The 686-nt window shown below is 68.4% G+C and carries 1 protein-coding gene; it reads right to left on the bottom strand.

All coding sequences use genetic code 11. The features are described from left to right. The coding region (gene istB, locus Q1A87_RS23630; protein ID WP_299657304.1) for an IS21-like element helper ATPase IstB at nucleotides 1-686 on the bottom strand (686 nt) is incomplete at both ends.

Here is a 686-nt window from a genome sequence, read left to right as displayed (position 1 = left end):
GCGGCCACGTCGCTTCGGTGGCGGGGGCGGTGCGATCGGAGCGTTGGCGCGGACGTGTTCGGGGATGAGATCGGCGTGGCCGCGTAGCCGGTAGCTTGCCCCTTCGATCTGGACGACGACGGCGTGATGCAGAAGCCGGTCGAGGAGCGCGGTGGCGACGACGGGATCGCCGAAGACCTCGCCCCATTCGGCGAAGCCGCGGTTCGAGGTCAGGATCATGGCCCCCTTTTCGTATCGGGCGTTGACGAGTTGGAAGAACAGGTTCGCGCCGCCCTGGCTGATCGGGAGGTATCCGATTTCGTCGACGATCAGCAGCGAGGCGCGGGCGTAGAAGCGGATCTTCTCGGCGAGCTGACCGTGGCGTTCGGCCCTGGCGAGGGCGTCGACCAGCTCGGCCAACGAGGCGCGGTAGACCTGGCGGCCGGCCTTCACGGCGGCAACGCCGAGCGCGGTGGCGAGGTGGCTTTTTCCGGTTCCCGGCGGCCCGAGGAAGTGGACGACCTCGGCGCGACGGATGAAGTCGAGCTGGGCGAGCGCCGCAATGCGCTCGCGGTCGAGCGACGGCTGGAAGCTAAAGTCGAAGCTCTCGAGCGTCTTGACCGGCAGGAGCTTGGCGGTGCGCAGGGCCACGTCGATCCGTCGGCTTTCGCGGGTCACGTATTCCTCGCTCAGCAGCGCGTCGATCG

Origin of the sequence: uncultured Jannaschia sp., from assembly GCF_947494055.1 — a bacterium.
Lineage (GTDB): Bacteria > Pseudomonadota > Alphaproteobacteria > Rhodobacterales > Rhodobacteraceae > Jannaschia.
Note: the sequence above shows the minus strand (reverse complement) of the source record. Positions and strands in the feature narration are given on the sequence as shown.